This window comes from Janibacter corallicola NBRC 107790 (assembly GCF_001570965.1).
Lineage (GTDB): Bacteria > Actinomycetota > Actinomycetes > Actinomycetales > Dermatophilaceae > Janibacter > Janibacter corallicola.
Map to the genome: position 1 here is coordinate 74,609 of NZ_BCSR01000001.1, position 21,502 is coordinate 96,110.

Annotated in this window: 24 protein-coding genes; 15 read left to right on the forward strand and 9 right to left on the reverse strand. The window is 70.4% G+C overall.

The window, feature by feature from the left end; genetic code table 11:
- Positions 1-4: 4 nt before the first annotated feature.
- The 5 genes from JCO01S_RS00390 (at position 5) to trxA (ending at position 4,762) form a co-directional block, all read left to right on the forward strand.
- A complete protein-coding gene (locus JCO01S_RS00390; RefSeq protein ID WP_068249326.1) occupies positions 5-1,966 on the forward strand; it encodes a hypothetical protein in 1,962 nt (653 codons plus the stop codon).
- A 4-nt stretch (positions 1,967-1,970) separates the two neighbouring features.
- Positions 1,971-2,579, forward strand: a complete 609-nt coding sequence (locus JCO01S_RS00395; RefSeq protein ID WP_068249328.1) for a sigma factor-like helix-turn-helix DNA-binding protein — start codon at positions 1,971-1,973, stop codon at positions 2,577-2,579.
- Complete coding sequence (locus JCO01S_RS00400) at positions 2,576-3,283, forward strand: RsmA family anti-sigma factor (RefSeq protein ID WP_068249330.1); 708 nt, start codon at positions 2,576-2,578, stop codon at positions 3,281-3,283. The genes JCO01S_RS00395 and JCO01S_RS00400 overlap by 4 nt, the downstream gene beginning before the upstream one ends.
- Before the next feature lie 97 nt (positions 3,284-3,380).
- Positions 3,381-4,406, forward strand: coding sequence for a thioredoxin-disulfide reductase (trxB, locus tag JCO01S_RS00405; RefSeq protein ID WP_068249331.1), 1,026 nt, complete (start codon positions 3,381-3,383; stop codon positions 4,404-4,406).
- Positions 4,407-4,438: 32 nt separating this feature from the next.
- On the forward strand, positions 4,439-4,762 hold the full coding sequence (trxA, locus tag JCO01S_RS00410; protein WP_068249334.1) for a thioredoxin: 324 nt from the start codon (positions 4,439-4,441) through the stop codon (positions 4,760-4,762).
- Between the two features lie 121 nt (positions 4,763-4,883).
- Here trxA and JCO01S_RS00415 read toward each other — a convergent pair whose 3' ends face one another.
- From JCO01S_RS00415 to rpmH, 8 genes are all read right to left on the reverse strand, one after another.
- The gene (locus JCO01S_RS00415) at positions 4,884-6,083 is read right to left on the reverse strand and encodes a ParB/RepB/Spo0J family partition protein (protein WP_068249335.1); all 1,200 of its coding nucleotides are present in this window, start codon (positions 6,081-6,083) and stop codon (positions 4,884-4,886) included.
- Positions 6,080-7,072, reverse strand: a complete 993-nt coding sequence (locus JCO01S_RS00420; RefSeq protein ID WP_084342513.1) for a ParA family protein — start codon at positions 7,070-7,072, stop codon at positions 6,080-6,082. The genes JCO01S_RS00415 and JCO01S_RS00420 overlap by 4 nt, the downstream gene beginning before the upstream one ends.
- Before the next feature lie 588 nt (positions 7,073-7,660).
- Positions 7,661-8,293 carry a 16S rRNA (guanine(527)-N(7))-methyltransferase RsmG gene (gene rsmG, locus JCO01S_RS00425; RefSeq protein WP_068249339.1) on the reverse strand — a complete coding sequence of 211 codons (633 nt, stop codon included), beginning with the start codon at positions 8,291-8,293 and terminating at the stop codon, positions 7,661-7,663.
- Positions 8,294-8,328: 35 nt separating this feature from the next.
- On the reverse strand, positions 8,329-8,940 hold the full coding sequence (locus JCO01S_RS00430) for a Jag family protein (RefSeq protein ID WP_068249341.1): 612 nt from the start codon (positions 8,938-8,940) through the stop codon (positions 8,329-8,331).
- A gap of 81 nt (positions 8,941-9,021) precedes the next feature.
- Complete coding sequence (yidC, locus tag JCO01S_RS00435) at positions 9,022-9,999, reverse strand: membrane protein insertase YidC (RefSeq protein ID WP_068249343.1); 978 nt, start codon at positions 9,997-9,999, stop codon at positions 9,022-9,024.
- Complete coding sequence (gene yidD, locus JCO01S_RS00440; protein WP_369407274.1) at positions 9,996-10,325, reverse strand: membrane protein insertion efficiency factor YidD; 330 nt, start codon at positions 10,323-10,325, stop codon at positions 9,996-9,998. Before yidD ends, yidC begins: the two co-directional genes overlap by 4 nt.
- Complete coding sequence (rnpA, locus tag JCO01S_RS00445; protein ID WP_439645681.1) at positions 10,322-10,675, reverse strand: ribonuclease P protein component; 354 nt, start codon at positions 10,673-10,675, stop codon at positions 10,322-10,324. The genes yidD and rnpA overlap by 4 nt, the downstream gene beginning before the upstream one ends.
- A 31-nt stretch (positions 10,676-10,706) precedes the next feature.
- Positions 10,707-10,844: a 50S ribosomal protein L34 gene (gene rpmH, locus JCO01S_RS00450; RefSeq protein ID WP_068249347.1), complete on the reverse strand. Its 138-nt coding sequence runs from the start codon at positions 10,842-10,844 to the stop codon at positions 10,707-10,709.
- Between the two features lie 427 nt (positions 10,845-11,271).
- Between rpmH and dnaA the strand changes: the two genes are divergently transcribed.
- The 10 genes from dnaA to JCO01S_RS00500 all read left to right on the forward strand — a co-directional run bounded on the left by dnaA (position 11,272) and on the right by JCO01S_RS00500 (position 20,313).
- The gene (gene dnaA / locus JCO01S_RS00455; protein ID WP_068249349.1) at positions 11,272-12,759 is read left to right on the forward strand and encodes a chromosomal replication initiator protein DnaA; all 1,488 of its coding nucleotides are present in this window, start codon (positions 11,272-11,274) and stop codon (positions 12,757-12,759) included.
- Positions 12,760-13,489: 730 nt separating this feature from the next.
- Positions 13,490-14,623: a DNA polymerase III subunit beta gene (gene dnaN, locus JCO01S_RS00460; protein ID WP_068249351.1), complete on the forward strand. Its 1,134-nt coding sequence runs from the start codon at positions 13,490-13,492 to the stop codon at positions 14,621-14,623.
- A gap of 33 nt (positions 14,624-14,656) precedes the next feature.
- A complete protein-coding gene (gene gnd / locus JCO01S_RS00465) occupies positions 14,657-15,583 on the forward strand; it encodes a phosphogluconate dehydrogenase (NAD(+)-dependent, decarboxylating) (RefSeq protein ID WP_068249353.1) in 927 nt (308 codons plus the stop codon).
- A 1-nt stretch (position 15,584) separates the two neighbouring features.
- Positions 15,585-16,112 carry a DUF3592 domain-containing protein gene (locus JCO01S_RS00470; RefSeq protein WP_068249355.1) on the forward strand — a complete coding sequence of 176 codons (528 nt, stop codon included), beginning with the start codon at positions 15,585-15,587 and terminating at the stop codon, positions 16,110-16,112.
- A gap of 8 nt (positions 16,113-16,120) precedes the next feature.
- Positions 16,121-17,326, forward strand: coding sequence for a DNA replication/repair protein RecF (gene recF / locus JCO01S_RS00475; protein ID WP_068249357.1), 1,206 nt, complete (start codon positions 16,121-16,123; stop codon positions 17,324-17,326).
- Positions 17,323-17,922: a DciA family protein gene (locus JCO01S_RS00480; RefSeq protein WP_439645682.1), complete on the forward strand. Its 600-nt coding sequence runs from the start codon at positions 17,323-17,325 to the stop codon at positions 17,920-17,922. Before recF ends, JCO01S_RS00480 begins: the two co-directional genes overlap by 4 nt.
- A 3-nt stretch (positions 17,923-17,925) precedes the next feature.
- Complete coding sequence (locus JCO01S_RS00485) at positions 17,926-18,483, forward strand: LURP-one-related/scramblase family protein (protein ID WP_068249359.1); 558 nt, start codon at positions 17,926-17,928, stop codon at positions 18,481-18,483.
- A gap of 104 nt (positions 18,484-18,587) precedes the next feature.
- Complete coding sequence (locus tag JCO01S_RS00490; RefSeq protein WP_068249361.1) at positions 18,588-18,956, forward strand: 2Fe-2S iron-sulfur cluster-binding protein; 369 nt, start codon at positions 18,588-18,590, stop codon at positions 18,954-18,956.
- A gap of 2 nt (positions 18,957-18,958) precedes the next feature.
- Positions 18,959-19,888: a catechol 2,3-dioxygenase gene (locus JCO01S_RS00495; protein WP_068249363.1), complete on the forward strand. Its 930-nt coding sequence runs from the start codon at positions 18,959-18,961 to the stop codon at positions 19,886-19,888.
- Positions 19,888-20,313: a GlcG/HbpS family heme-binding protein gene (locus JCO01S_RS00500; RefSeq protein WP_068249365.1), complete on the forward strand. Its 426-nt coding sequence runs from the start codon at positions 19,888-19,890 to the stop codon at positions 20,311-20,313. The genes JCO01S_RS00495 and JCO01S_RS00500 overlap by 1 nt, the downstream gene beginning before the upstream one ends.
- 7 nt (positions 20,314-20,320) lie before the next feature.
- Here the strand turns inward: JCO01S_RS00500 and JCO01S_RS00505 are convergent, their stop codons facing one another.
- Complete coding sequence (locus JCO01S_RS00505; protein ID WP_068249367.1) at positions 20,321-21,271, reverse strand: AraC family transcriptional regulator; 951 nt, start codon at positions 21,269-21,271, stop codon at positions 20,321-20,323.
- Between the last annotated feature and the right edge of the window lie 231 nt (positions 21,272-21,502).

Genomic DNA, 21,502 nt, shown 5'->3' on the forward strand with positions numbered 1-21,502 from the left:
TAGCATGTCGCCGCAGACCCACATCGACGAGAGGGGCCACGTGCACGGGGTGAACCCGGGGACGGAGCTCGGCCGATACACGCTCGAGGCACGGATCGAGGAGATCCGCGGCGGCGAGCGCTGGACCGCCCGTGACTCCACGCTCGAGAGGGACGTCTCCCTGCTCGTCATGCCCATCGACGCCGAGGAGACGGACGCCGCACTCGACGCCGCGCGGCGGGCGGCCAATGTGGAGGCGCCCCAGCTGGTGCGCATCCTCGACGTCGGCAGCGACGGCAGTGACTACTCCTTCATCGCCGAGGACGGGGTGAGCGGCTCGCGCACGCTCGGCGAGGTCATCGGCACCGACGCCCTCCCCGCCGAGGAGGTCCGCCGGATCACCGGCGAGATCGCCACCGGCGTCGAGGGGGCCCGCGCCCGCGGACTGCACCACCTCGGCCTGAGCCCCGAGCACGTGCTCATCACCCCGGACGGCCGGATCAAGGTCCGGGGTCTCGCGACCACGGCGGCCCTCGCCGGGATCGAGACCGAGGGCGAGGAGGCGGACCGTGAGGACGCCCGGGCCATCGTCGCCCTCGCCTACGCCGGCCTGACCGCCACCTGGCCTCTCGAGGGCACCACCTCGCTGCCGGCCACCCCGCGCGAAGGGGGCGAGGTCCCTCCTCCGTCCCGGGGTGTCGTCGGTGTCCCCGGCGACCTGGACACGATCTGCCGGGAGACCCTCGTCGAGGACCAGGGTCCCGAGTCCCCGGGCGACTACGCCGCCCAGATCGCCCCCTGGTCCCGGATCCCGCTGACCGGTGCCGTCCGCACCACCGGGGGGGCCGGCGAGTCCACCTCGAAGCGGGCCGACGGCGCCCGAGGGACGGGTGCCGACAAGGACGCCGGTCGGGGCGCGACCGGCGCCGCTGCCGGGGCCGGTGCTGCCGCCGGTGCGGGCGCGACGCGGGGTGGCGACGCAGCCACCGGTTCCGCCGCCGGGAGCACCTCCGAGGAGCCCGAGACCAGCGAGATCCCGATCCACCGTGGCGATTCCGCGAGCGAGAAGTCGCGGGACGAGGACAGCCACGAGGCCCGCCGCCGGACCGCTGCCGCTGCCGCCGCCGCGGCCGGCGCCGTGGGAACCGCCGGCACCGTCGTCGGGGACCGGCTCGGCAAGGCGGCCAAGACCGCCCAGGAACGCTCACGGCAACGGATCATCGACGCCCGGCTGCGCCGCGAGGCCATCCGGGCCGACCAACGCACCCGCAGCTCCCTCGGGGCCGCCCCGGTCTCGGCGGAGCTGGAGGCCCCCGCCCCGCTGCTGCCCACGGACGCCGGCGCCTCGCCGAGCCGCAGCCAGTCCAACCTCGTCATGCTCCTCATGGTCTGCATCGTGCTCGTCGCTTGTGTGGGCGGGGCCTTCGGGGTGACCAAGATCGGTGACGGCAGCCAGCTCGGCAAGATCCTCGCCGGTGGCGATCCCGTCGCTGCCAGCACGCCGAGCTCCTCCTCGTCCGGGGACGGCGACTCCGACAAGAAGGACTCGTCCGAGGACGGCCACGAGCCCTTCGCCATCCTCGGCGCGGTCGGCTACGACCCGGACGGCGACACCGTGGAGCACAACGCCGAGGCGCCGTTGGTCTACGACGGCGACCCCGACACCATGTGGCAGACGGAGGGCTACGAGTCCTCCAGCTTCGTCCTGAAGTCCGGTGCCGGCGTGACCGTCGACCTCGGCCAGACCCAGGACGTCAGCTCGGTCACCCTGGACCTGCCGGAGTCGCTGGACGGCAATGTCTACGTCGCCGACGGCCCCACCCACGAGCAGGGCGAGCTCGGCAGCTTCAGCAACGAGAGCGGCGAGGTGACCATCGACAGCGACGACGCGATCCAAGGCCGCTACGTCACCGTGTGGTTCACCAGCCTCGCCCCCGACGACGAGGGTCGCTACCGTGCATCCCTCTCCGAGATCACGGTGCGGTGAGGACGTGACGCAGCAGCCGCCCCTCGAGGAGGCCGAGGACCACGTCCTGGTCCGTCGGCACGTGGCAGGTGACCCCGATGCCTTCAACGAGCTCTTCCTGCGTCACCGGGACCGGCTCTGGTCCGTGGGCGTGGGCGTGAGCGGCGACCACGAGGTGGCCGCCGAGGGCGTCCGGGAGGGACTCGTCACGGCCTTCCGCCGCAGCGAGGCCTGGACCGGAGAGACCGCCGTGGGCACCTGGCTGCTGCGGCTCGTGGTCCAGGCCTGCGCCCGGGTGGCGCGAGGCACGGAGGAGGCCGAGCCGGTCGGCCGGCCCGCGGGCCGCGGCGGACGCATTCTCGAGCCCACGCTGCTGCTGCACGAGGAGCTGCGCCGACTGCCGGAGGAGCAGCGCCTGCCGCTCGTGCTCACCGACATGCACGAGCTGCCCACCGACGAGGCGGCCCACGTCCTGCACGTGCCCGCGGGGACGATCGAGTCCCGCTGCGCCCTCGGTCGTCAGACCCTGGCACGTGCCCTGCGCGATGCCGGGGCCGACGACGCGGGAACCTCCGGGCCGGCTCCTGCGTCTGACACTGGAGGCGACCACCAGCCGAAGGGAGGCCGAGGATGAGCAAGGACGAGGACCCCACCGGTATCTCGCGCCTGCTCGCCGGCCTGCGCGAGACCGGACCGATGCCCGAGGACCTGGTCCAGCGCATCCGGACCAGCCTCGACGAGGAGCAGGTGGCGCGCGAGGACTCCGAGGGCGAGGACGGCTTCTGGGAGGCCGGCGACGAGAGCCTGCTCGAGGACGAGCCGGACCGCCGGGGTATGGGCCGGGTGGTCCTGCTCGGTGCGGCAGGTCTCGTCGGGGTTGCCGCCGTGGGCAGCCTCCTGATCGGCGTGCTCGGTGGTGGCGAGGACGCCGGGAAGGGCGCGGGCAGCTCACCGCAGCCCTCGGTGACCACGACCGCCTCGACGAGCAACACCAAGAACGTCCCCGCCTTCGTCATCACGCGCAGCGGGACCGACTACACCCAGAGCGACTTCGGCGATCAGGCCGCACCGCTGCTGAAGGGACCGAGTGGCCTGAACGGCACGCCCGGCGAGGAGCTCGTGGGCACCATGGACACCGCCGCGGGCGCCAGGGACTGCCTCAGCCGCCTCGGCAGCCCCGAGCTCGTCCCGGTCGCCCTCGACATCGCCACCTTCGACGGCAGGCGGGGCGTGGCCATCGTCGCCGAGCTCCCTCCGGACGGTGAGGCGAAGGCCTTCGCTGTGACGACCGGCTGCGAGCCCATCTGGTCCGGTCCGAGCGAGGTCTCCACCGGCTGAGCCGCGACGTCGGCCCCGGGAACAGCCGGGCCTAGGATTGCGTTGGAACTCCCAGCAAGCCGGGCTCCTGCCCTCCACCGACCCGAGGAAGCGTTTCGTGGCCGACGCCAGCACCAGCACAGACATCCACAACGTCATCATCATCGGCTCCGGCCCCGCGGGCTACACCGCGGCGGTCTACGCGGCCCGAGCCAACCTCGCCCCGCTGCTCATCGAGGGGTCCGTCACCTCCGGTGGCGCGCTGATGAACACCACCGACGTGGAGAACTTCCCCGGTTTCCCCGAGGGCATCATGGGTCCGGACCTCATGCTGAACATGCGGGCCCAGGCGGAGCGCTTCGGCGCCGAGATCATCACGGACGACGTCGTCGACGTCCAGCTCGAGGGCGAGGTCAAGGGCGTCACGGACGGCGAAGGGCGTACCCACCGCGGTCATTCCGTGATCCTCGCGATGGGCTCGGCCTACCGGGAGCTCGGGCTGGAGGGCGAAAAGCGCCTCTCCGGCCACGGCGTGAGCTGGTGCGCCACGTGTGACGGCTTCTTCTTCCGGGAGCAGGACATCGTCGTCGTCGGGGGCGGGGACTCCGCCGTCGAGGAGGCCACCTTCCTGACGAAGTTCGCCCGGTCCGTGACGATCGTGCACCGCCGGGACGAGCTGCGGGCCAGCAAGATCATGGCCGAGCGCGCCCATGCGAACCCGAAGATCTCCTTCGCCTGGAACTCCGAGGTCGTCGACATCCACGGGGACGAGAAGGTGACCGGACTGACCCTGCGGGACACCGTCACCGGGGAGATCCGCGAGATCGCGGCGACCGGCCTGTTCGTGGCCATCGGTCACGACCCGCGCAACGAGCTCATCAAGGGCGTCGTCGACCTCGACGCAGAGGGATACGTGCTCGTCGAGGGCCGCTCCACCCGGACGAACGTGCCGGGCGTCTTCGCCAGCGGAGACCTCGTGGACCACACCTACCGCCAGGCCATCACGGCGGCTGGCTCCGGCTGCTCCGCCGCACTGGACGCCGAGCGCTGGCTCGCCGCCCGCGACGAGGCCGGGGCTCCCGCGCCGGAGCAGGCGCAGACCCCCCAGGAGGACCCGGTCGTCGACACCGTCGGCGCCCGCTGAGCATCGAACACCCCACCGAAAGGACCACTGACATGGCTACCACCCCCACCTCCGACGCCACCTTCGAGCAGGACGTGCTCGCTAGCGACACCCCCGTGCTCGTGGACTTCTGGGCCACCTGGTGCGGCCCGTGCCGCCAGGTCGCCCCGATCCTCGAGGAGCTCTCGGGCCAGTACGAGGGCAAACTGAAGATCGTCAAGCTCGACACCGACGCGAACCCGCAGATCACCGCCAAGTACGGCATCACCTCGATCCCGACCATGCACGTCTTCCAGGGCGGCGAGGTCGTCAAGACGATCGTGGGCGCCAAGCCGAAGCCGCAGCTGGTCAAGGACCTGGAGCAGTTCGTCAGCTGAATCCCGTTGGGGCAGAAGTAAATTCGCCCTGACAAGACGTCGAGAGGCGCCGCGCCCGAGACCATGAGGTCCGGGCCGCGGCGCCTTTCGCATGCGCTCGCCCTGCCCCGCGCGGTGGCAGTCAGTCCTCGGCGTGGTCCACGCCGAGCTGCCCGAGCACCCGGTGAAGGTCCTCGCGGGAGGCGAACTCGATCGTCATCTTGCCCTTGCGCTTGCCCAGGTCGATCTTGACGCGGGTGTCGAGCCGGTCACTGATGCGACCCGCGAGCTCGTCCAGCTGGGGGTCACGCTCCCGGGCACTGCGGGGTGACGTGCCCTTCTGGGCCTCCGGCTCCATGCCGAGGGTGACGATCTCCTCGACGCTGCGCACCGAGAGCCCCTCGGCCACGATGCGCTGGGCGAGGCGCTCCATCTGGGCTGCGTCCTCGAGCCCCAGGAGGGCCCGGGCATGGCCGGCGCTCAGGACGCCGGCAGCCACGCGGCGGGCCACCATCGGGGGGAGGCGAAGCAGCCGGAGCATGTTCGAGATCTGCGGCCTGCTGCGTCCGATGCGCCCGGAGAGCTCGGCCTGGCTGCACCCGAAGTCGTCCAGCAGCTGCTGGTAGGCCGCGGCCTCCTCCAGGGGGTTCAGGTCGGTGCGGTGCAGGTTCTCCAGCAGCGCATCCCGCAGGAGGTCGTCCTCGTCGGTGTCCTTGATGATCGCCGGGACGGTGTCACGGCCCGCCTCGCGGCTGGCCCGCCAGCGCCGCTCACCCATGATGAGCTCGTACTCGACCCCGTCACTCGGCGCGACCCGCCGCACGACGACCGGCTGGAGCACGCCGATCTCGGAGATCGAATGGGCGAGCTCGGCCATCGCGTCCTCGTCGAAGACCCCTCGCGGCTGCTTGGGGTTCGGTCGGATGGCATCGAGGGGCACCTCGGCGAAGCTCGCTCCGGGAACCGGTGCGAGCTCCTCACCCGCTGCCTCCTCGCCCACTGCTTCCGCTGCGGGCGCTGGAGCCTGCTCGGCGGCCGTCGGCCACGACTCCTCGACGCCACCTGGAGCGTCGCCCCCTTCGTCGGTCGTGTCGCTCGCCGCGGGAGGGGACGTCCGTTCGCTGCCCTCGTCGGAGACCCCGGCGCCCCCGACGGTGGGAGGTGTCGCGGACGCGGCATCGCCCGCCACCTTGCCCGCCGCGGTGTTCGGGACCGGCTCCGACTCCTCCCGTTCCCGGAACCACACGTCGACGGGCCGCTCGGCGCGCATTCCGGCGGAGGCACCCGAGTCGGGGATGAGGGCACCGAGTCCGCGGCCCAGGCCGCGTCGCTTCTCACTCATGAGTCTTCCTCCAGCGGGACTGCGCGGCGGGCGATCTCGGCCGCCGCGTCCTGGTAACACCGGGCACCGGTGCTCTGCGGGTCATAGGTGATGACGGTCTGGCCGAAGCTGGGTGCCTCGGAGACTCGCACCGATCGGGGGACCGTGGTCTGCAGGACCTGCTCCGGGAAGTGCGTGCGCACCTCGTCGGCCACCTGCGCGGACAGTCTCGTGCGCCCGTCGTACATCGTCAGCAGGATCGTGGACACGTGCAGCCGGGGGTTCAGGTGGGTGCGGATGAGGTCGATGTTGCTCAGCAGCTGACTCAGTCCCTCGAGTGCGTAGTACTCGCACTGGATCGGGATGAGCACCTCCTGCGCCGCCACGAAGGCGTTGACCGTCAGCAGACCGAGGCTCGGGGGGCAGTCGATGATGACGTAGTCGATGCGCTCCTCCCCGGCCTCGTTGCGCGCCACCTGCCACGCCTCGAGTGCCCGCGCCATGCGGCTCTCCCGGGCCACGAGGGAGACCAGCTCGATCTCCGCGCCGGCCAGGTCGATCGTCGCCGGCACGCACCACAGGTGTGCCACGTCCGGGCAGGGCTGGACGACGTCGGCGATGGGTGTGCCGTCGACGAGCACGTCGTAGATGCTCGGCATCTCCGCGCGGTGGTCGACGTTGAGGGCGGTGCTCGCATTGCCCTGTGGATCGGTGTCGATGAGCAGCACGCGCAGTCCCTGGTCCGCCAGCGCCGCGGCGAGGTTCACCGCCGTCGTGGTCTTGCCGACGCCCCCCTTCTGGTTCGAGACCGTGAGGACTCGGGTCTCCCGGGGTCGGGGCGGCGCCGGGCGGTCTGCGGCTGAGGAATCACGTCCCGTGGATCGGACCGTCACCGCAGGTCCTGCCGTCCTCGGCGCTGCCTCCGCGGCGCTTCCGCCGCGATCCGGGGTACTCGTGGCTGCCTGCTCTGCTGGGGGAGCGCCCGCTCCTCGCGCCTGCTCGGACTGCATCGCGCTCGATCCTCCGTCGTCTTCATCGTCAGGCTGGTCCGCCGTTGTGGATTCCTGGCCGGTGGCCGATTCGTGCTCCACGTCTGCGTCGGGAACGGTCGCGGGGACACCGAACCAACCGATGGGTGCGCTGTGACCCGGTCCGTCCACCGCGGGCCAGCCGATGCCGCTGACGACATCTCGTGTGGGGGTGCTCACCGGTCGTGTGCCTCCTCGTGTGCGAGCCAATCCATCCAACCCCACCGGGGGCCGACTCGCCAAACCGGGATGGGGTGATTTCACGTGCAACGCGGCGCAGTGCCCATCGGGCATTCCGGCCTTCGCTGGCGGGCAATTTTTGTCCACAGGTCTCGGTGGACAACGCCTGTGAGTACGTGGGGCCAGTCGCCTGTGCGGGGTCACCGTAGTGCGATGTGCCGCGGTTCGCTCTCGTGTCGGGCCGCGGACTGGGGTGCCAGGGGCCTGTGGACGAGTCATGGGTTTCACGTGAAACCGACGCAGTCTCCGTTTCACGTGAAACCCCGCAACCCACGCTGGTCGTCGACGGCCGACGACTCGCCAGCGCGTCCACAGCCAACCTGGTTCGGGTCACGTGACCCGACAGTCGAGCGTCCGGGTCGGCTCCGATACCACGCCGACCCCGTGCTCGGTGACGCGAGCCCGGACCATGCCCAGCCTCCGCAGGACCTTCTCCGCCTTGGCCAGCTCCTCGGGCGCCGACCGACCCTTGATGGCGACGAGGGTCCCCTCAGGATCAAGGAGGGGGAAGCACCACCGCGCCAGCTTGTCGATCCGGGCGACCGCTCGGGCCGTGACCCACGGCGCCGACAGGTTGCCGTGGACTTCCTCGGCGCGACCACGATGCACACTGGCGTTGGCCAGTCCGAGATCGGCGATGGCCTCGGTCAGCCACTCGGTACGCCGGAGCATCGGTTCGACGAGGTGCAGCTCGAGGTCCGGTCGGGCGATGGCCAGGGCCAAGCCGGGGAGCCCGGCGCCGGCCCCGACGTCGATGACCCGCGACCCGGTCGGGAAGGAGTCCTCGATGACGGCGCAGTTGAGGATGTGTCGCTCCCAGAGGATGTCCACCTCCCGGGGCCCGATGAGGCCGTGACTGACACCCGTGTCCGCAAGGATCGCGGCGAACGTTTCCGCACGCGGAAGGCGCTCACCGAAGAGTCGGTGAGCGCCTTCCGGTGCCATGGGCGGCTCAGCCGTCATGGGCCAGCTGTTTCACGTGAAACGCCATCGCTCGATCAGTCCTGGCTCTGTTCCGAGGCCGAGGACGCCGCACGGTCCGTGTCGGCGCCGGACTCATCGGCCGGGTGCACGACGACGTACCGGTTCGGCTCCTGACCGGAGGAGTCCGAAACCAGACCTGCGGCGAGGACCTCGTCGTGGACGACCTTGCGCTCGAAGGCGGTCATCGCCTCCAGCTCCTCGGCCGCACCGGACTCCCGCACCCGGGCGATGGCATCCGCCGCGATCTCGACGAGGGCCGTCCGACGTGCAGCACGGTGCCCCGCGACGTCGAGCATCAGCCGGCTCCGGTCGCCGGTGGCGGACTGCACGGCGAGCCGCGTCAGCTCCTGCAGGGCCTCGAGCACCTTCGCGTCCTGCCCGACCAGGCGGCGCGGCACGCGCCCTTCGTCCGAATCCACGATGGCCACTGCGGCCCGGTCGCCGTCGATGTCCAGGTCGATGTCCCCGTCCAGGTCAGCGATGTCCAGCAGCGTCTCCAGGAAGTCGGCGGCCACCTCCCCTTCGCGCTCCAGAGCCGCCCTCCGGCCGGACCGCTTCTCGGCGGTCTTGGTGGCGTTCTCCACGGGCTCCTCCGAGCCCGTGCCGGCCGTCATGCTTTCACTCATGGCTTCTCCTCATGCGGGTCGTCGACCCATTCGTTCCACACAGGTTCTGGACGTCTCCGGCGGGCCCTGGGCCCTCCCCGGCTACTTGGACTTCTTCTTCGCGCGCTTCTTGGAGACCGGCTGCTTGCGCTGACCGGAGATGACGCCCCGCTCACGCAGCTCGTCCTGCATCTCCTCGTCGTGCTCGAGCTCCCGCTCCTGCTCGAAGGTGTCGACGGGACGGCCCGCCTTGCGCCGACGCTCGTGCATGGCCTTCTCCGCCGCGGACCCGGGCGCCGGCATGCGGCGGATGACGTAGAACTGCTGCAGCATCGTCCACAGGTTCGTCGTGAACCAGTAGATGAGCACACCGATCGGGAAGAAGACACCGGAGACGGCAAACATGATCGGGAACAGGAAGAGCATCATCTTCTGCTGCTGGGCGAAGGGCCCCTCCAGCGCGGACGCCGGCATGTTCTTGCGCATCAGCTGGTGCTGCGTCGTGAAGGTCGTCAGCGACATCAGCACGATGAGCACGGCGGTGACGATCTTGACCGTGACGGTCTCCGAGCCCATGAACTGGTCGGAGAGCTGCGCCCCCAGGATCGAGGAGGACTCGGCGTGCCGGGCGACCGCCTGGGTGATCGGACCGATGGCGTCGGCCTTGCCGGAACCGATCTCGTCCAAGGAGTTCAGCACCCGGAAGAGGCCGAAGAAGAAGGGTGACTGCGCGAGGATCGGCAGGCACGAGGAGAACGGATTGGTGCCGCTCTCCTTGTAGAGCGCCATCGTCTCCTCGGTCATCTTCTGCTTGGAGTCCGGGTCGGTCTTGCCCTTGTACTTCGCCTGGATCTTCTGCATCTCGGGCTGGATGAGCTGCATCTTGCGCGATGCATGGATCTGCTTGACGAAGAGGGGGATCAGCGCGGCGCGCATGATGACGACCAGGCCCACGATGGCCAGGGCCCAGGTCCATCCGTTGTTGGCCGGGAGGCCGATCATGGTCAGCCCCTCGTGCCACAGATACATGATCCAGGCGACGAGCCACTCGAAGGGATAGATGATGTCGCTGAAGCTCACTCGGTGAACGTCCTTCGGTCGGTGACGCCCGTGGCGCCGTGGTCGTGCGCGGGCACCTCGGCCAGTTGTGGCTTCGCCAGCTCGGGCGAGCCCCTCTCGGCCCAGGTCGTCGGCACGTGGTCGATGCCCCCGGCGCACCAGGGGTGGCACCGCAGCAGGCGGTGCACGGTCAGGTAGCCGCCCCGGACGAGGCCGAAGCGCTGCAGCGCCGTCACCCCGTAGGCGGAACAGCTGGGGTAGTACCGGCAGCTCTGCGGCAGGAGCGGCGAGATGAGCACCTGGTAGGCCCGGACGAGCCAGATCAAGGGCATCGCCAGAATCTTCACGCGCCCTCCTTCACGAGCACCTGCCGCAGACAACGGCGCAGGGCAGCGCCCAGTTCCGCTGAGGTGGCCGTGGCCGAGGCCGGATTGGCCCGGATGACGACGTCGGTCCCCGCAGGCAAGCCATCGACGAGCGCTGACATCTGGGCCCGCAGCCGGCGCTTGACCCGGGTCCGGGTCACCGCATTGCCCACGGCCTTGGACACGACGAGACCGACGCGTGGCGGATGCTGCGCCCACGCGTCGGTCCGGGACGGGTCCGCCGACCGGGTGTGGACCACGAGGAGCCTGCTGCCGTGGCGGGCCGTGCCGCGGCCACGGATGGTCGCCGCGAAGTCCGCGCGCTCCGTCATCCGGTGCCGCGCGGGCAACACCGCGAACCGCTCAGGCGGAGAGCTTCGCGCGGCCCTTGGCGCGGCGGTTGGCCAGGATGGAACGGCCGGCGCGGGTGCGCATGCGCAGGCGGAAGCCGTGGTTCTTGGCCCGACGGCGGTTGTTCGGCTGGTAGGTGCGCTTGCTCATTGCAGACTCCGTTGGTCGGTGGGTCCCACGGACCCTGGGCATGACGACGGCCGGAATCGGCCGCAATCGGAAGCCCACAGCGAGCCTCCGGACGTGCCGGACCGACATGGGCATGCGAAAGCGGCCGAGTGACCTCATCACAAGGTACGCGAGGGCGCACTCCGGGAGCAAACCACCCTCCCGCGAGAGCGGGCCGACGGGAACCGACCGACCCTGCCACCGACGCGGCGTCCGGACGTGCACGACACGCCGGACGCCGACGGAATTGTGTACCCGCCAGTTGCCACGTCTTCGGTTCTGTTGTTAGCGTCGCACCTCATCACGTTGACACCGGTGGATACCCACAGTCTGTGGACAACTTTGTGGATCCCGGGCGACGTCATTGGACCCACGGCCGGCGAGCCGCGACGAGCGAAGGAGTGCGTACGTGGCGGAGGCCGAGGTGGACTTCGATGAGGTGTGGCGCACCACTCTCGAAACCCTCGACGCCGACGGCGTTCCCGTCACCCGCAGGGCCTTCCTCAGCCTGGCCCGCCTCGTGGGTCTGCTCGATGACACCGCGGTGATCGCCGTCCCCGACGACTTCTCGAAGAACTTCGTCGAGCAGCGGTTGCGCATGCCGGTCACCCAGGCCCTCTCCGACCAGCTCGGCCGGGAGATCCGCCTCGCCGTGACCGTCGACACCGATCTGGCAGAGGAGGACTCGGCCCCGGCGACCCGCGGGGTGGACACTGACCCGGCCCCGGAGCCGGCACCCGAGCCGCGCGGTCTCTCCTCCACGCTGCCGGTCGAGGAGCGCGACGACGGCCTCGTCGACGAGGACCCGGAGCCGCCGACCCCCACTCCCGCGGCGCGCCGCCGGCCGGAGCCGGAGCAGGTCGAGCTGACCCGGCTGAACCCGAAGTACACCTTCGACACCTTCGTCATCGGCTCGAGCAACCGCTTCGCCAATGCCGCCGCCGTCGCGGTCGCCGAGGCGCCCGCGAAGGCCTACAACCCGCTCTTCATCTACGGCGAGTCCGGGCTGGGCAAGACCCACCTGCTGCACGCGATCGGTCACTACAGCCGCAGCCTCTATCCGCACGTGAAGGTGCGGTACGTGAACTCCGAGGAGTTCACCAACGACTTCATCAACAGCATCCGCGACGACAAGGCGGCCAACTTCCAGCGCCGGTACCGCGACGTCGACGTGCTGCTCATCGACGACATCCAGTTCCTCCAGGGCAAGATGCAGACCCAGGAGGAGTTCTTCCACACCTTCAACACGCTGCACAACGCGAACAAGCAGGTGGTCATCACCTCCGACGTCCCGCCGAAGCTGCTCTCCGGCTTCGAGGAGCGGATGCGTTCGCGCTTCGAGTGGGGCCTGCTCACCGACGTCCAGCCACCGGACCTGGAGACCCGGATCGCGATCCTGCGCAAGAAGGCGATCCAGGAGAAGCTCTCCGTGCCGGCCGACGTGCTGGAGTTCATCGCCAGCCGGATCAGCACCAACATCCGTGAGCTCGAGGGCGCCCTCATCCGTGTCACCGCCTTCTCCAGCCTGAACCGGCAACCGGTCGACATGGGCCTGGCCCAGATCGTGCTCAAGGACCTCATGCCCAACGAGCAGTCCAGCGAGATCAGCAGCGCCTCGATCATGGCGCAGACGGCTGACTACTTCGGCCTGACCATCGAGGACCTGCAGGGGGCCTCGCGCACCCGGCTGCTCGTGACGGCACGGCAGATCGCGATGTACCTGTGTCGCGAGCTGACCGACCTCTCGCTGCCGAAGATCGGCCAGCAGTTCGGTGGCCGGGACCACACGACGGTCATGCACGCCGAACGCAAGATTCGTGAGCTCATGGGCGAACGACGCGCCATCTACAACCAGGTCACCGAGCTGACCAACCGCATCAAGCAGCAGGCCGGCTGACCGGCCGCGCCTCGCTGCCCGAATATCCGAGTGTCTTGCACTGAGGCAAGACATCCGGAGAATTCGGCATCCCCAGTTGTCCACAGGGTTCTCCCCACCTGTGCGCAAGACGCGACGCTCCCGTGACCTCCCGGCCGGCTCCCCCGGACGCCTCGCCGTCCCCATCCTCCACAGCTTGTGGACAAAGTTGTGGGTATCCCCGGATCGCGACATTCCGGGGGACACGCCCGGGCTCGTCCACAGCTCAGCGCGCGAAGGGGGCGTGTCATCCACCGTTCCTCCCCACATCACCGCCCGTTTCCTCCGGTCACCCTCGGTTTCGCGTGAGTCAACCACAGGAGCCTGCGGAGAATCGTGTGCACGACCTGTGCACGGAGGCGACGCCCTGGTGAGGACGACCCGAACCACACAGCCGGCCGCGACGATGTGCACGGACGTCCACGGGTTCTCCCCAGGTCCCGACGCCCGGGACACGCGGCTCGCACGGGGTTGTCCACACTGTCCCCAGTCCCTGTGACTGCTACGGGACCTAGAACCACATGAATCCTCCCCCACGCATGGCTGGCCCACGAGCTGTGGACCAAGACCCCACGGACCACCTCGAGCACCCGAGGACGGCCACCAAGTTCCCCCCAAGCGCTCCGACCGCGTAATGTCGGTGATCCACGCGTCTCGACGCGTGCATCGATGTCATTCAGCGCACCCGAGGCGCAGCGAAGGTAGGTCTGTCGTGAAGTTCCGCGTCGAGCGCGATGTGCTGGCCGAGGCCGTCACCTGGGTGGCCCGTGGCCTCCCGAACCGTCCCCCGGTCCCCGTCCTCGCGGGCGTCCTCCTCGAGGCAGGGGATGACGGGACGATCACCCTCTCGACCTTCGACTACGAGGTCTCGGCCCGGATCACCGTCGCGGCGGAGGTCGCCGAGGCGGGCACGGTCCTCGTCCTCGGCCGCCTGCTCGCGGACATCTCACGCAACCTGCCCGCCAAGCCGGTCGACGTGGCCGTGGAGGGCTCGAAAGTCCAGGTCACCTGCGGCAGCTCCCGCTTCGCGCTGCTGCAGATGCCGGCCGACGAGTACCCCACCCTGCCCAGCTCCCCCGAGCCGAGCGGCTCGGTGGACGGCACCCTCTTCACCCAGGCCGTGCAGCAGGTGCAGATCGCTGCCGACCGGGGCGACACCCTCCCGATCCTCACCGGCGTGCGGGTCGAGGTCGAGGGCGAGAAGGTCACGCTCCTCGCGACCGACCGCTACCGGCTGGCCATGCGGGAGCTGACCTGGAGCCCCAACGCCGCCGACGCGAGCCACGTGGCGCTGATCCCCGCACGCACGCTCGCGGAGACGGCCAAGTCCCTCGGCGCGGCCGGCTCCATCGACATCTCCCTCGGGCAGGCCGCCGGCGGCTCGGGCCTGGTCGGCTTCGAGGCGGGTCAGCGCCACTCCACGAGCCGGGTCCTGGACGGGGAGTACCCGAAGGTCGCCAAGATCTTCCCCACGAACAGCGAGACCGACGCGGTCGTCGACACCGAGATGCTCATCGAGGCGGTCAAGCGTGTCGCCCTCGTCACCGAGCGCAACACCCCGGTGCGGCTGCGCTTCACGCCCGACCAGCTGACGATCGAGGCCGGGACCGGCGACGACGCCCAGGCCTCGGAGGCCGTCGAGGCAGCCGTCGACGGCCCGGAGATCGAGGTCGCCTTCAACCCCGGTTACCTGCTCGACGGGCTCGGGGTCCTCGGAACCACCTTCACCCGGCTCTCCTTCACCGCACCGCTCAAGCCCGCGATGATCACCGGGCAGGAGGAGCGGGACGGCGAGCTGGACACCACCTATCGCTACGTCCTGCAGCCGGTCCGGTTGGCCGGCTGAGACCCCCTTCGTCACCGGAAGAAGGAAGTACCCATGCAGCTCGGACTCATCGGTCTCGGGAAGATGGGCGGCAACATGCGCGAGCGCATCCGCCGCGCCGGCCACGAGGTCATCGGCTACGACACCAACCCCGAGGTCGCGGACGTCGAGAGCGTCCAGGGGCTCGTCGACGCCCTCGAGGCCCCGCGCGTCGTGTGGGTCATGGTGCCGGCCGGTGAGGTCACCCAGTCGGTCATCGACGACCTCGGGGAGCGCCTCTCCCCCGGCGACCTGGTCATCGACGGCGGCAACTCCCGCTTCTCCGACGACCAGCCGCACGCCGAGGAGCTCGGCTCGCGCGGCATCGGCTTCGTCGACTGCGGCGTCTCCGGCGGCATCTGGGGCCTGGAGAACGGCTACGGCCTCATGTGCGGGGGATCGAGCGAGGACGTCGCGAAGGCGATGCCGATCTTCGACGCGCTGCGACCCGAGGGCCCGCGGGAGGAGGGTTTCGTCCACGCCGGCGAGGTCGGCGCCGGGCACTACGCGAAGATGGTCCACAACGGTATCGAGTACGGGCTGATGCAGGCCTATGCCGAGGGCTACGAGCTGCTCGAGAAGAAGGACATCGTCACCGACGTGCCCGGCGCCTTCAAGGCCTGGAGCCGCGGGACCGTCGTGCGCTCCTGGCTGCTGGACCTCCTCGTGGCGGCCCTCGAGGAGAACCCGACGCTCGAGGACGTCAGCGACTACACCGCCGACTCCGGCGAGGGCCGGTGGACGGTGCAGGAGGCGGTCGAGCACGCGGTCCCGATGCCGGTCATCTCCGCGGCCCTCTTCGCCCGCTTCGCCTCCCGGCAGCAGGCCAGCTCCGCCATGCAGGCGGTCGCAGCGCTGCGCGGCCAGTTCGGCGGACACCAGGTCATGACCGTCGCGGAGGGCGAGGAGCTGCGGGACGAGGCGGCGAAGGGGACCACCTGACGTGCCGGCCATGATCCTCGTGGCGGCCATCCTCGGTCTGGTCGTCGTCATCGGACTCGCCTACGGCATCGTCCGCAGCCTTCGCGCCCAGTCCCTGGCGAACCTGCTCGTGCAGACCCCTCCGGTGACCGGACGGGTCATCGGCTCCGGGATCGTGGAGTCCCCCTTCTACATCAGCAGCGGTGGCATGGACACCCCGGGAGCCGACCCCACCCCGGTCGACAGGCGTCATTTCCGGAAGCGGGTCGAGACCATCGAGTACACCGCCCGCGACGGTCGGACGCGCCGGGCCCAGCCGGCCCTGGTGGAGTCCTCGCTGCCGGACCGCACCGGGATGGAGGTGCGGGTGCACGTCCACCCGGAGGAGCCGGACGTGTTCATCGCCCCCGTGGGCGACCGGCCGGCGATGTTCCCCATCCACCTGCGGATCTGGGGGCCGGTCCTCTTCTGCGTCGTCCTCGTCAGCATCTTCGCCTGCGTCTTCGGCCTCCTCGTCGGGTTCGACGGCCCGCAGCCGCCTCGACCCTGAGGGCCGCCGTGCACGTTCGGCACCTGAGCATCGGTGACTTCCGCAGTTACCAGACGGCCGATCTGCCGCTGGAGCCGGGGGCGACCACCCTCATCGGCCTCAACGGCCAGGGCAAGACCAACCTCGTCGAGGCGATCGGCTACGTCGCCTCCCTCTCCAGCCACCGGGTCGCGACCGACCAGCCGCTGGTGCGCTTCGGCACCGACCGGGCGATCGTGCGCGCGGCCGTCGTCCGCGACGAGCGCGAGACGCTCGTCGAGCTGGAGATCACGCCCGGCCAGGCCAACCGGGCGAAGCTGAACCGCTCCCCTCTCCCCCGCACCCGCGACGTGCTGGGCACGCTGCGCACCGTGCTCTTCGCACCCGAGGACCTGGCCCTCGTCAAGGGGGACCCCGGGGGGCGTCGGCGCTTCCTCGACGACCTGCTCGTCCAGCGCCAGCCGCGGTGGGCCGGGGTCCGGTCGGACTACGAGAAGATCCTGCGTCAGCGGGGGGCACTGCTGAAGTCTGCCTCCGCGCTCCTGGGGTCCGGGAGGGGACGGCGACGCCGGTCCCCTTCGCTCCCGGACGGGGTGGACCCGGCGGAGGCGACCGCGGACGCGGTGCGCACCCTCGACGTCTGGGACGAGCACCTGGCCACCGTCGGCAGCCAGCTGCTCTACGCGCGGCTGCGGCTGCTGCGGGACCTGACGCCGCTGCTGCAGGAGGCCTACCGTGAGGTGAGCGCCAACCAGTCGGAGGCGACGGCGGTCTACCGCTCCTCGCTGCACGAGGAGGCGGCGGAGGCCATCGCCGCGGGTGAGGTGCCGGAGGTCGAGGCGCTGCAGACGATGGTCCGCGAGTCCCTCGCCCGGGTCCGCGACCAGGAGATCGAGCGGGGGGTGAACCTCGTGGGACCGCACCGCGACGACCTCGTCCTCGGTCTCGGTCCGATGCCGGCGAAGGGATATGCCAGCCACGGCGAGTCGTGGTCCTTCGCGCTCGGTCTGCGGCTGGCCGCCTACCAGCTGCTGCGCAGGGACCTGGGCGATGACCCGGTGCTCGTGCTCGACGACGTCTTCGCCGAGCTGGACTCCGGCCGCCGCGAGCGCCTGGCGACCCTCATCGCGGACTGCGAGCAGGTCCTGATCACCGCGGCCGTCCCCGACGACGTCCCCGAGTCCCTCGCCGGCGCACGCTTCGTCGTCACCCTCGGTGAGGTGGCGCCGGCGTGAGTGCGAAGGGGGACGCCCAGGGCCGCGACGAGACGTCCGGCGACACTCCCGAGGAGGCCGGCGAGGTCGGCGGGCCGGTGTCCGGCGCGTCGGGGGGCCTCGAGGCAGGGGTGGTCGAGGCCGCCCGTTCCGCGCTCGCCCGGGCCCGCGCCCAGGCCGCGGAGAAGGGGCTGCGTCCGGGGATGCGCCCCCGCTCCCGGCGTCGGATCCACCGCGAGCCCCGGACGAAGGGGGGCGGCCGGGACCCGCAGACCATCGGCGACCAGGTCCAGCGCCTCGTCGGGGACCGCGGGTGGCAGGTCGACGTCGCCGCCGGCTCCGTCATGGGCCGGTGGGATGAGATCGTCGGCCGGGAGGTCGCCGAGCACTGCCAGCCGGTCAGCTTCGAGGACGGCATCCTCTCGGTCCGCGCCGACTCCACCGCGTGGGCCACGCAGATCCGGTTGCTCACGAGCACCCTGCTCGGTGCGATCGAGACCGCGGTCGGCCCGGAGGTCGTCAGCGAGCTGCGCGTCCACGGCCCGAGCGCCCCTTCCTGGTCGCGGGGGCCGCGGCGCACGAGCGACGGGCGGGGGCCGCGCGACACGTACGGTTAGGCCATGGGGATCCTCGAGACCGACACGATCGTGCTGGACCAGGTCAGCACCTTCATGTCCAACGACTTCGGCATCCACGACCTCACGGGCCGGCCGGTCGGGCGCATCGTCACCGAGGGCGGTGGGATGCAGCGCTTCTTCATGGGCAGCCGTCAGCTGGCCGTCGTCGACGCCGACGAACGACTGCTCATCCGGGTGGTCGACCCGCCGGACTTCGGTCTCGACACCTTCGAGGTCCAGGACTGGCAGGGCACCCTCGTCGCCAAGGTGGTCAAGGAGTTCACCTTCTTCAAGAAGTCGCTGCGCATCGAGCTGACCACCGGCCCCCAGCTGCGGCTCACGGGATCGATCTTCGACGGCGAGTTCGAGGTGGTGGGTCCCGGCGGGCGCGCGGCGACGTGCAGCCGGTCCTGGCCCGGGCTCGCGGACATGCTCACGGGGCGGGACAGCTACGTCCTGGGCTTCGTGCCGCAGGTACCCACCCCGGAGAAGCTCGGCACGATCGGCGCGGTCATCGCCCTGGAGCTGATCCGGACCAAGGAGCGGCGCAACAACGGGTAGCCGTTCCGCGGGCGGGAACGCCACGGCTGTGGGCCCTGCCACGTGGGAGACAGTGGAGCCATCAACGGGTGTGACGCCCGTGGACGGCAAGGGAGTCAGTCAGGATGGCCATCATCACCGTGGCGAGCAACGGGGAGAGGATCCACGTCGAGGACGGGGAGACGATCCTCTCCGGCCTGTACAAGGCCGGCTTCGCGTACACGGTGGGCTGTCGTCGCGGCGGCTGCGGCGTCTGCAAGATCGATGTTACCGAGGGATCGATCACCCACAACCGTCCGGTCGCGGACAGCGTCATCACCCCGGAGGAGCTCTCCGACGGCACGTGTCTCAGCTGTCGTGCCGTGCCCGATCAGGACGTCACGATCCGGATGCGGGACAGCTCGCTTCGACTCATCAACCCGTTGCTGCGCCAGATCAACGACAAGGCGCGTGAGCGCGCCGAGGCCGGCAGCACTGCACCGAAGGAGTTGTAGACATGGGCATCATGCGACTGGGGTACGCGCACGTGCGTGTCACCGACATGACCGAGGCGAAGAACCACTACGCCTCGACGATGGGTCTGTACGAGACCCTCACCGACACCTCTCCGGAGGGCAACGAGCGGGTCTTCTACAAGGGATGGGACGAGTGGGACCACCACTCCGTCGTCCTCGAGGAGGGCGGCGTCGGCGTCGTGAAGTACGGCTGGAAGGTCGAGCACGAGGCGGATATCGAGGACGTCGAGAACAAGGCGAAGGCCTTCGGTCTGACCGTCGAGCGGATGTCGAAGGGGGAGAACCCCGAGATCGGCGACGGGATCCGCTTCATCACCCCCAGCGAGCACGTCTTCGAGGTGTACCACCACGCGACCTCCATCGGCACCGAGGTGGGCACGCACAACCCCGAGGCCTTCCCCCGCCACCTCGTCGGGGTCGGTGTGCCGGCCCTGGACCACTCGCTGATCACCACCGAGGACGTGGGCACGATGGAGAAGATGCTCCAGGACGTCTTCGGCTTCTACGCCACCGAGCGGGTCCAGACCAGTCTCGAGGACGACCACGAGTGCGTCGGGACCTGGATGACCTCGAACAACCAGATCCACCAGCTGGCCGTCATCGGCGGCCCGCAGGGCAAGCTGCACCACTTCGCCTTCCGGCTCGACGAGTGGTACTCCGTGGGCCGGGCGGCCGACCTGATGACGATGGACGACGTGCCGATCGACATCGGCCCGACCCGTCACGGCATCACCCGGGGGCAGACGGTCTACTTCTTCGACCCGAGCGGCAACCGCAACGAGGTCTTCTCCGGTGGCTACCTCGCCTTCCCCGACCGGCCCACCAACGTGTGGACGGTCGACCAGCTCGGGAAGGGGATCTTCTACCACGACCGTGAGCTCAACGAGAACTTCACCACGGTGCTGACCTGATGGAGCACGTCCGCAGCAGTGCCGTCCTGACCCTCGCAGGGGCCAGGGCGGCACTCGACGCTGCCCTGGAGTACGCGGGGTCCGAGGGGCTCGCGATGAACATCGCGGTGCTCGACCCGGGTGGGGCGCTGCTCGCCTTCGCGCGGATGGACGGCGCCTTCGCCCACTCGGGGCCGATCGCGATCGACAAGGCCCGCACCACCGTCGGCTTCGGAGGCGCCCCCACGGCCGACCTCTACACCAAGCTGTCCGCCGAGGACGCGGTGATCCGCGGCATCGCCAACCGACCGGGGATCGCCGCCTTCGGTGGCGGCGTGCCGGTCCGGGTCGACGGCGAGCTCGTCGGCGCGGTCGGTGCCTCCGGGGGCTCGGCCGAGGAGGACACGCGGGTCGCCGCCGCCGGCGCCGCCGCGGTGGCCGGCTGAGACGACCTCAGGCGCTCCGGGTCAGGGTGTGGCTCGGGAGCTGCCCGTACTTCGCGCGGTAGGCCGCCGAGAAGCGACCCAGGTGGGAGACGCCCCACCCGAGGGCGATGTCGGTGACGCTCGCCCCCCGGCCTTCGAGAAGGTCCTCGTGGATGCGTTCCAGCCGCACGTCGTGCAGATAGCCGAAGGGGGTGGCCCCCAGGTGCTCCCGGAAGGCCTGCTGCAGCCGGCGCACGCTGACCCCGGCGACCTCGGCGAGGTCGGCCGGTGACCAGGCACGGGCCGGGTCGGCCTCGATGGCCTCGATGACCCGGTGGACCGGACGGGGACGCAGCGCGTCCTCGCAGGAGGGCTCCTCGGGCACGGCTGCCAGCAGCAGCCCGGTGACGAGCATGCTGGCCACGGAGGCGGCCACCGAGGGGTCCTGGTAGAGCAGCCCGCCGCACTCCCTGGCGTTGTCGAAGGTCGTGCGCGCCATCCGGAACCACGCCTCACCGGCGGGGGTGCGCAGGTCGATCTCGGTCGGTAGCCCCACGCCCTTGCGGGCGAAGACCCGCTCGCTCTCGCGGCGCAGCTGATCGACCTCGATGCGCAGCCCGAGGACGTCCAGCTCGGGGGTCCATGCCGGCATGTGGGCCGGGGTGTCGGCCGGGAAGGCGGTCGCCTGCCCGGGACCGGCGTCGAAGGTCCGGTTGCCGATGCGGGAGGGCAGGTGACCCGCCAGGGGGATGTTCACCGCTGTCGCGCCGGGGTGCTCGGAGTCGATCCCGACCGTGGCGCCGAACCTGATGTGGGCGAGCCGGCAGGCACCCAGGTCGACCACCTCGAGGCCGGATTCCGCGGCCGCATCGGGAGTGGACCGGGGGCTCAGCGCATGCGGGAAGTACGCGTCGGACAGGGCGTCGTGCAACCCCTCCCAGTCATCGAACGCGGGGCGGGACTCAAGAAGGTGCCTCATTGCACTCCTCTCTGCACTCATGCGTGCTCACCACGGTGCCCGTGCCTCCTCCCCGGAGGGATCGCCGTTCCGCAGCAAGGAACGCACCACGCCGCACGGCCTCGGTGCGCTCAGCGGACAGGCGCTTCGTCCAACGGATAGTGGCTCTCCTGGGCCCGTCCTACGTTGCTGGTCATTCACATCACATCGGGGTGGTGGGCACGGCCGGCCTCCCGAGCGATCGAGGAGAGA